We start from the raw sequence: 7879 nt of genomic DNA, 5'->3' as shown, positions 1-7879 counted from the left end.
CAAATTTTAAAAAATAAATCTTTCCTTGTCAATTTGGGTGATAAAATAAAAATATGAGAAAGAGGCTTTTTGATTTGATAAACAGAGAGAAAAGAGATTATCCATACACCTGTGCCATTGTAAACAACCAGAGAATGGGATTTCTTGATGAGGTGGAGGAAATCTCATCAATAGAGTTATTGAGTATTAAAGACAGGGAGGGGAGAAGAACATATGAAAGGACTCTTGCATTTTTAGTCTCCTTCTCTGTAAAGAAACTATTTCCAAATCTAAATGTTTCCATAAAACACTCTTATGGAGATGCTCTATATGGTGAGATTGAAGAAGAGGAAATAGATGAAGAAATGGTATCTAAGATAAAGAACTTCCTATTAGAAGTCGTTAAGGCTGATAAACCTATTGAGAAGATTGAACTTACAAAGGAAGAAGCCATAAGAAGGCTCGTAAGAGAAAAAAGATTTGATGATATAAGACTTCTCAAGTATCTTTCAAGAGAGGTTATTCCCATATACTCCATAGATGGATATTCAGCTTACTTTGCTGGTCCCCTTCTTCCAAGAACAGGTATGCTAAAGGTCTTTGACCTTGTTTCTTATCCTCCTGGTTTCCTTATTCTCCTTCCAGAGAGAGAAGATCCATTTAAACTCTCAAAGGTTGCTGATAGAAGAAAACTGTTTGAAACATTTCAGGAATCAAAGAGATGGATTAAAACCCTTGAAATAATGTATGTGGGAGATTTGAACGAAACAATTGTGAAGGGGGAAGTTTCAAGATTGATTAAAGTCCAAGAAGCCCTGCATGAGAAGAAAATCTCAGACATAGCAGATAGAATAAAGGAGAGGAAAGCAAAGGTAGTATTAATTGCAGGACCAAGTTCATCAGGAAAAACAACCTTTGCAAAGAAGCTTGAGATACATTTAAGAGTGAATGGACTTAAGCCTCTTCTTATATCCACAGATAACTATTTTGTTGATAGAGAAAAAACTCCTATTGGCGAGGATGGTAAACCTGACTATGAAACCATTGAAGCTTTAAATTATAGACTTCTTCAGGATCACATAGAGAAACTTCTATCCAAAGAAGAGGTAATACTTCCAAGATACAACTTTATAACAGGAAAAAGCGAAAAATGGAAAAAGGTTTATCTCCCAGAAAATGGAATTCTTATGATAGAAGGAATTCATGGATTAAATCCCAAACTCACCGAGAGAATCCCTGAAGAGGAAAAATTTAAAATATATGTAAGTGCTCTCACACAACTAAACATAGATAGAATAAACAGGATACCAACAAGAGATACAAGGCTTATAAGAAGAATTGTTAGGGATGCCCATTTTAGGGGAATACCTGCCATTGAAACCATAAGAAGATGGCAGGGTGTTATAAGGGGTGAAGAGAAGTATATCTTTCCCTATCAGGAGAATGCAGATGTAATGTTCAATTCTGCCCTTGTTTATGAACTCTCCATATTAAGAACCTACGCCGAAGTCTCTCTGCGAACCATAAGCTACAACAAAAAAGAGTACAGCGAAGCTTTGAGATTACTTATCTTCCTATACCACTTTGTCCCATTAACTCCCGATGAAGTTCCTCCAACATCAATATTAAGGGAGTTCATAGGCGGAAGCGCCTTCAAGTATTAATAAGTATATGATTAGCTCTTAATCGCCCTTTTTCTGTGGAGGAGTTCAAAGTAGGCTTTCGCAAATCTGTGGGCTTCATCCCTTATCCTCTGAAAAAGGTGTAGAACTCTTGAATCCCTTGGAAGAATCAGAGGTTTATTAAAATCCTCAAAGAATAGTATCTCCTCCTTTTTGGCAATGGATATAAATTTGTAAGGGAGTTTAAGAGCTTTCTTAACCTTCAATGCCACAGAGAGTTGTCCTTTACCCCCATCAATAAGTATTAAATCTGGCTCCCATGGAAATTTCTCATCTCTTATATGGGAAAACCTCCTCTTTAAAACCTCCATCATCATGGCGTAATCGTCTGGACCCTTTGTAAATTTTATTTTAAATCTTCTGTAGTATTCTTTCTTCTCCTTTCCCATATGAAAAACTACCAAAGACCCTACAGCATCCATTCCACTAATGTTTGATATATCATACCCCTCAATATACTCTGGAATTTTCTTGAGCCCAAGTAACTCTTTAACTTTGATAAGCGTTTCTTTCTTTGTTGGAATGAATGTTTCCTTCCAGTGTTCCTCTGCATTCTCCTCTGCAAGAGAAAGCACTTCCCTCTTAAAACCCCTCTTAGGTAGTCTAATCTTTACATTATGGCCAAACTTTTCCTTTAAAAACATCTCCAATTCATCCTTCTCCTTTATTTTTACATTTGTGATAATCTCATAAGGAGCATTAATTCTCTTTGAATAAATCTGGGATATGAATGATGAGACCATCTCCCCTCTGTCCTTACTTTCAGTAATCTCAAAGGACTTTTCAAAGCTTAACCTCCCCTCCCTTACCTCCATATACTCAATTAATGGTTTCTCATCTTTTACAAAGAGGAAAACCACATCAAAGGAGACATCTTTGTTTAAGAGTACCCTCTGCTTATAAAATACCTTCTCAATGGATTCTATTCTATCCCTTAAAATGGCAGCTTTCTCAAACTCCAACTTTTTGACCGCCTCCTCCATCTCCTTTTTAAGGGAATTCTTAAGTTTTCCAACTCTTCCCTGAATAAAATAGATAAAATCCTTAACAATTTTTTGATAATTCTCTCTGTCAATCTTATCAATACATGGTCCACTGCACTCCCCAACATCATAATATATGCATTTTTTCTTTGGAAGTTTTCCCTTGCATCTACGGAGTGGAAAGAGTTTTCTTGAGATACTCAAGACTCTTCTTAAAGCTTTAACATTTGTGTATGGACCAAAATAGATAGAGCCGTCATCTTTAAGTTTCCTTGTAATAACAACATATGGAAATTCATCCTTTACAATCTTTAAGTATGGATATGATTTATCATCTTTGAGTCTTACATTGAATCTTGGTTTATATTTTTTAATTAAATTTGCCTCAAGTAGAAGCGCCTCAGATGGCGAAGATGTAACAATAAAATCAAAATCATGGATGCTTTTTCTTAAAAGTCTATCCTTTGGAAAAATAACACCACTATCTGATAAATAACTCCTCATCCTCTCTCTAAGAGAGGTTGCCTTTCCAACATATATTACCTCTTTAACTTCGTTGTAAAATATGTAAACTCCTGGTTTATCTGGGACTTTCTTAAGTTTTTCCCTCCAGTCAAGATTCTCCACAGATTAATTTTATCACCTGAAAATGGCATATGGTATTATTCACTTGATGAGAATTCCTTTAATAGTAATAACGGGACCAACTGCTGTTGGTAAAACTGAGGTTTCAATACTTGTTGCAAAGGAAATTCATGGAGAGATTGTCTCCTTTGACGCATTTCAAGTCTATAGATTCATGGATATAGGAACAAACAAAATTAGAAAGGATGAGATGCAGGGGATTCCACATCATATGATAGATGTTGTAAACCCTAACGAAGAGTTTTCTTCAGGTAGGTTTAAAGAAATGGCAGAAAGGATTATAGATTCCATCTATAGGAGAGGGAAAATTCCTGTGCTTGTTGGGGGCACGGGCTTATATTTAAGAACTCTTCTCTCCTTTGAACCACCTGGCAGTAAAAAAGAGGTAAGAGAAAAGATTGAGAAAGAGGCAGAAAAATTTGGTCTAAACTTCCTTTATGAGAAATTAAAAAAAATTGATCCGGTTTTTGCAAAAAAAATCTCTCCAAGGGATAGAAAGAGGATAATCAGAGGACTTGAAGTTTACGAAATATATAAAAAACCAATATCCTCTTTCTTTGGAGAAGAAGAAAGGTATGATGCATTAAAGTTTGTACTTTTAATGGAGAGAAAAAAACTCTACAAAAGAATAGAGGATAGAGTGGACAGAATGTTTGAATTGGGATTTGTGGATGAAGTAAAAAGAATAAAGGAGTCTTTTGGTTTTTCAAAAACATCAAAAAAGGCAATAGGATATGAAGAGATACTTCTTTATCTTTCAGGAGAAATCTCCATTGATGAGTGTAAAAGAAGGATAAAGAAGAGAACAAAGGAGTATGCAAGAAGGCAGATTATCTGGTTAAGGAAAGAGAAGAATGCGATTATAATAGATGTAACGGATAAAAAGCCTCATGATACAGCAGAGGAGATTTTAAAGAAGGTGAAAGAGAGATGGAAGAATTTATAGAGAAAGAGGAAGAGAGTTTAAGAGAAGCATTTAAAAAAATTGAGAGGATAAGATACAACAATTTTAAGAGAGTTATTGAAGCCTTTAGATTGTATAAAGTGAGGGAGATGGATTTTTATGACTCAACTGGTTATGGATTCTATGATACTGGACGGGACAAGTTAGAAAAAATATTCTCCTTGGTGTTTGGAACAGAGGATAGCCTCGTAAGAAGTCAAATTGCTTCAGGAAGTCATGCAATATCCATAGCACTGTTTGGCATCTTAAAAAAAGGAGACGAAATCCTTTCAATAACAGGAAGACCCTATGATACCATAGAGAGAACCATTGGACTTAAACCCTCTCCTCTCTCATTGAAGGATTTTGGTGTATCCTATAGAGAGGTAAACATATTCAAGGGGGATGTGGATTTTAAAAAAGTTTTAAGAGATGAGACAAAGGTTATATTCATTCAAAAATCCATGGGATACACAAAGGGGAGAAGAACCCTTTTAAATAGAGAGATTGGTGAACTTGTAAAGAAAATTAAATCAGTAAAGGATGATGTAATAGTTTTTGTAGATAACTGCTATGGAGAGTTTGTGGAGGAGAATGAACCAACACATTTTGGTGTTGATATTATTGCAGGATCACTCACTAAAAACCCAGGTGGAGGAATAGCACCATTTGGGGGATACATTGCTGGAAGAAAGGATTTAATAGAAAGGTGTTCCTCCCTTCTCTCCTCTCCCGGAATAGGAAAAGAGGGGGGAGCTCAAATCTCGTTTAAAAGAAATGCGTTTCTTGGATTATTTCTCTCTCCACATATAGTTGGGGAGGCTTTGAAGGGAATAATCCTTTCATCAAAGGTACTTGAGGATATGGGCTTTAAGGTTTTCCCAAAGTGGAATGAAGAGAGGGGGGATATAATTCTTGGAATTGAGTTTGGAGAAAGAGAGAAACTTATGAAATTTGCACAGCTTGTCCAGAACTATTCACCAATAGATTCTGATGCAATACTTGAACCCATGAGAGAAGACTTCTTCAACGAAGAGATTGTAATGGCAGCAGGAACCTTTACCCAGGGGTCATCCATTGAACTTTCCTTTGATGCACCACTCTCCCCTCCATACATTGGATACCTGCAGGGTGGACTCACCTATGAACATATAAAATATGCACTTATAAACATACTAAAAGAGATTTAAGAGGAAATCATCTTCTTCATGGAGTCAAATACATCACTTCCCCACTTCCTTACATAATTTAGTATCTCGTCTGCCTCCTTAGATACTTTTTCTCTATACCTTTCATCCTTTATATACTTCAGATTTATAAGAACATTAAGATATGCAGACATAACTCCAGCTTTTAAAGTCACAGCAGAAACACCAACATCGGATATGGCATTTTTATTACCATCCTTTAGTAGAATCTCAACAAATGGAATAATCTCCTTTGCCTTCTTCATTGCTTCAAGGGGAACATCAGTTGCCTCTTTCAGTGCATTCTGAATAGCTTCCCTCCTCTTTTTCTTCTCCTCCTCTGTCTTCTTTGGAAGGGAATAGGCTTTCATCACCTTGTTGAATGCTTCCTCATCCATCTGAGCGAGCTTTAAAAACTTATCTGAAAGTTTCTTTAGTTCTGGTATGTACCTCTCAAGACTTGGAGTTAATGCACAAACCATCTCTGACAGAGAAGATGAAAGAGAGAGAAGGAAACAGGAAACACTGCCTCCCCCTGGAGTGGGTGATGAGGAGGATAACTCCTCAATATATTCCCCTATTGTCTTTTCTTTCATCTCTTCCTCCTCAAAATGTTATTTTTTAAATCTATTATAACAAATATGATAAAATGTATTTGAGAACATTTTAGGAGGTGAGACATGCCTGGACCAATTATTGACCATGAAAAATGCACAGGTGATGAGGAGTGCGTAAATGTCTGTCCTGCAGATCCCAATGTATTTGAGATGAGAGGTGAAGGAGACGAAAGAAAAGCTTATGTGGTTCATCCAGAGGCATGCATTGAGTGCGGACTCTGTGTAGATGCATGTCCAACTGGTGCAATAACATTGGAGTAATTAATTGGGAGGCTTCCCCTCCCAGAGTAAGGATGGGTGGCCGAGTGGTTGAAGGCACCGCACTTGAAATGCGGTAGGCGGGTAAACCCTGCCTCGCGGGTTCGAATCCCGCCCCATCCGCCATAATAATGAAGGATAGATTTGGAAGAGAGATTGATTATTTAAGAATATCTGTTACAGATAGATGTAATTTTAAGTGTTTTTATTGCGTTCCAAGAGAAAAATTCACTTACATTCCCCACCATGAGATACTAAGGTATGAAGAGATACTGAAACTTGTAAAGATCTTTACAACTCTTGGAATTAAAAAGGTAAGGATAACTGGGGGAGAGCCTCTTATAAGGAGAGAGATAGAAAAACTGTTCTTTGAATTGATGAAGATAAAACAGATAGAAAGACTATCTATAACCACAAATGGCTATTTTTTAACTAAATTCATTCCAATCTTTTCAAAGACAGGGGTATCTGTAAATGTAAGTCTTGATACACTGGATAGGGAGAAGTTTAAAAAGATTACTGGAGTGGATGGGCTAACAAATGTACTTAAAGGCCTTGAATCTGCAAGGAAAAACAATGTAAATGTGAAGTTAAATACTGTTCTTATGAGAAGTAATCTTGATGAAGTGGAGAAACTTGTAGAGTTTGCCTCCTCTCTTTCCTTTCCCATAAGGTTTATAGAACTCATGCCCTTCTCCAATAAAGATTTATGGAAAAAGGAATATGTACCTCAAGATGAACTTGTTAAGGTTCTATCAAAGAGGTGGAGTATAGAAAGATACAATATAAAATTGGGTGAAGGCCCAAGTGTCTACTACAGAATAAAGGAGAATGGAGTTGTTATTGGATTTATATCTCCAATATCCCACAACTTCTGTGATAGGTGTAATAGAGTGAGACTCACATCTGATGGTTTTCTATATCCATGTCTATCAAGAAATTTAAAGTTCAACCTTAAAAAACCACTGAGGGAAGGAAAAAGTGAAGATTATATAAGGGAAAAGATAAGAGAAGTAATATATAACAAACCCTTCTCATATCTCATGGATGAGAGAGAGCCAGAAACATCTATAAGGAGGATTGGGGGATGAAAAATGTTGATGTTGGAAAAAAGAAAGATACAGAGAGGAAAGCTTCTGCCATTGGAAGGCTTTTTACAAAACCAGAGGTTATAAAACTCATAAGAGAGGGAAAAATTGAAAAAGGAGATGTTGTTACTGTTTCTGAAACTGTTGGGATGCTTGGAGTAAAGATGGTTCCCCAGATACTTCCATTCTGTCATCCACTCCTTATAACAAACATAGAGTTTGAGACAACTCTCTTTGATGAGGGAGTTATTGAGGTTAAGGGGACTGTAAGAAATGTTGGAAAAACAGGTGTGGAGATAGAGGCAATAACAGGCGTTACCTTTGTCCTCCTCAACATGTATGACATGATAAAGAGGGTTGATAGGTGGGTAAGTATTGGAGATATTAAATTGATGGAGAAGAGTGGTGGGAAAAGTGGGCATGTAAAGAGGGATTACGAGTATGAAGGAATTGTGCTTCAAGTGGCAAAAAGTGAGAAAAGAGGGTTAAAGGAAAAG

8 protein-coding genes and 1 tRNA gene are annotated in these 7879 nt (G+C 36.6%); 7 read left to right on the top strand and 2 right to left on the bottom strand.

Going from position 1 to position 7879, the window contains the following annotated elements; all coding sequences use genetic code 11:
• The first annotated feature begins 53 nt into the window (after nucleotides 1-53).
• Complete coding sequence (locus J7J33_01175; protein ID MCD6167905.1) at nucleotides 54-1643, top strand: nucleoside kinase; 1590 nt, start codon at nucleotides 54-56, stop codon at nucleotides 1641-1643.
• 11 nt (nucleotides 1644-1654) lie between these two features.
• On the opposite strand, the gene uvrC is transcribed toward J7J33_01175, so the two are convergent.
• Nucleotides 1655-3271 (bottom strand): excinuclease ABC subunit UvrC, encoded by a 1617-nt coding sequence (uvrC, locus tag J7J33_01170; GenBank protein ID MCD6167904.1) that lies wholly within the window; start codon nucleotides 3269-3271, stop codon nucleotides 1655-1657.
• Between the two features lie 46 nt (nucleotides 3272-3317).
• On the opposite strand from uvrC, the gene miaA reads away from it, so the two are divergent.
• Together miaA and J7J33_01160 are read left to right on the top strand one after the other, a co-directional pair.
• Complete coding sequence (gene miaA / locus J7J33_01165) at nucleotides 3318-4235, top strand: tRNA (adenosine(37)-N6)-dimethylallyltransferase MiaA (protein ID MCD6167903.1); 918 nt, start codon at nucleotides 3318-3320, stop codon at nucleotides 4233-4235.
• Nucleotides 4220-5422: a methionine gamma-lyase family protein gene (locus J7J33_01160; protein MCD6167902.1), complete on the top strand. Its 1203-nt coding sequence runs from the start codon at nucleotides 4220-4222 to the stop codon at nucleotides 5420-5422. The genes miaA and J7J33_01160 overlap by 16 nt, the downstream gene beginning before the upstream one ends.
• Here the strand turns inward: J7J33_01160 and J7J33_01155 are convergent.
• A complete protein-coding gene (locus tag J7J33_01155) occupies nucleotides 5419-6015 on the bottom strand; it encodes a cyclodeaminase/cyclohydrolase family protein (protein ID MCD6167901.1) in 597 nt (198 codons plus the stop codon). The two genes, J7J33_01160 and J7J33_01155, sit on opposite strands and share 4 nt — an antisense overlap.
• Nucleotides 6016-6099: 84 nt before the next feature.
• Between J7J33_01155 and J7J33_01150 the strand changes: the two genes are divergently transcribed.
• The 4 genes from J7J33_01150 to moaC all read left to right on the top strand — a co-directional run.
• Nucleotides 6100-6297, top strand: a complete 198-nt coding sequence (locus J7J33_01150) for a 4Fe-4S binding protein (protein ID MCD6167900.1) — start codon at nucleotides 6100-6102, stop codon at nucleotides 6295-6297.
• A gap of 30 nt (nucleotides 6298-6327) precedes the next feature.
• Nucleotides 6328-6420: transfer RNA gene (locus J7J33_01145), tRNA-Ser, on the top strand.
• 5 nt (nucleotides 6421-6425) lie between these two features.
• A complete protein-coding gene (gene moaA, locus J7J33_01140) occupies nucleotides 6426-7385 on the top strand; it encodes a GTP 3',8-cyclase MoaA (protein ID MCD6167899.1) in 960 nt (319 codons plus the stop codon).
• Nucleotides 7382-7879: cyclic pyranopterin monophosphate synthase MoaC (moaC, locus tag J7J33_01135; GenBank protein MCD6167898.1), on the top strand; the 498-nt coding region annotated here is incomplete at its 3' end. The genes moaA and moaC, both read left to right, overlap by 4 nt.

It is taken from the genome of Caldisericia bacterium (assembly GCA_021158845.1).
Classification (GTDB): Bacteria; Caldisericota; Caldisericia; order B22-G15; family B22-G15; genus B22-G15.
Note: the sequence above shows the minus strand (reverse complement) of the source record. Positions and strands in the feature narration are given on the sequence as shown.

Bases quoted from the DNA above. Each gene is read 5' to 3' on its own strand.
- miaA (MCD6167903.1), top strand. From the start codon at position 3,318: ATGAGAATTCCTTTAATAGTAATAACGGGACCAACTGCTGTTGGTAAA.
- J7J33_01155 (MCD6167901.1), bottom strand. From the start codon at position 6,015: ATGAAAGAAAAGACAATAGGGGAATATATTGAGGAGTTATCCTCCTCA.
- moaA (MCD6167899.1), top strand. From the start codon at position 6,426: ATGAAGGATAGATTTGGAAGAGAGATTGATTATTTAAGAATATCTGTT.
- J7J33_01150 (MCD6167900.1), top strand. From the start codon at position 6,100: ATGCCTGGACCAATTATTGACCATGAAAAATGCACAGGTGATGAGGAG.
- J7J33_01175 (MCD6167905.1), top strand. From the start codon at position 54: ATGAGAAAGAGGCTTTTTGATTTGATAAACAGAGAGAAAAGAGATTAT.
- J7J33_01160 (MCD6167902.1), top strand. From the start codon at position 4,220: ATGGAAGAATTTATAGAGAAAGAGGAAGAGAGTTTAAGAGAAGCATTT.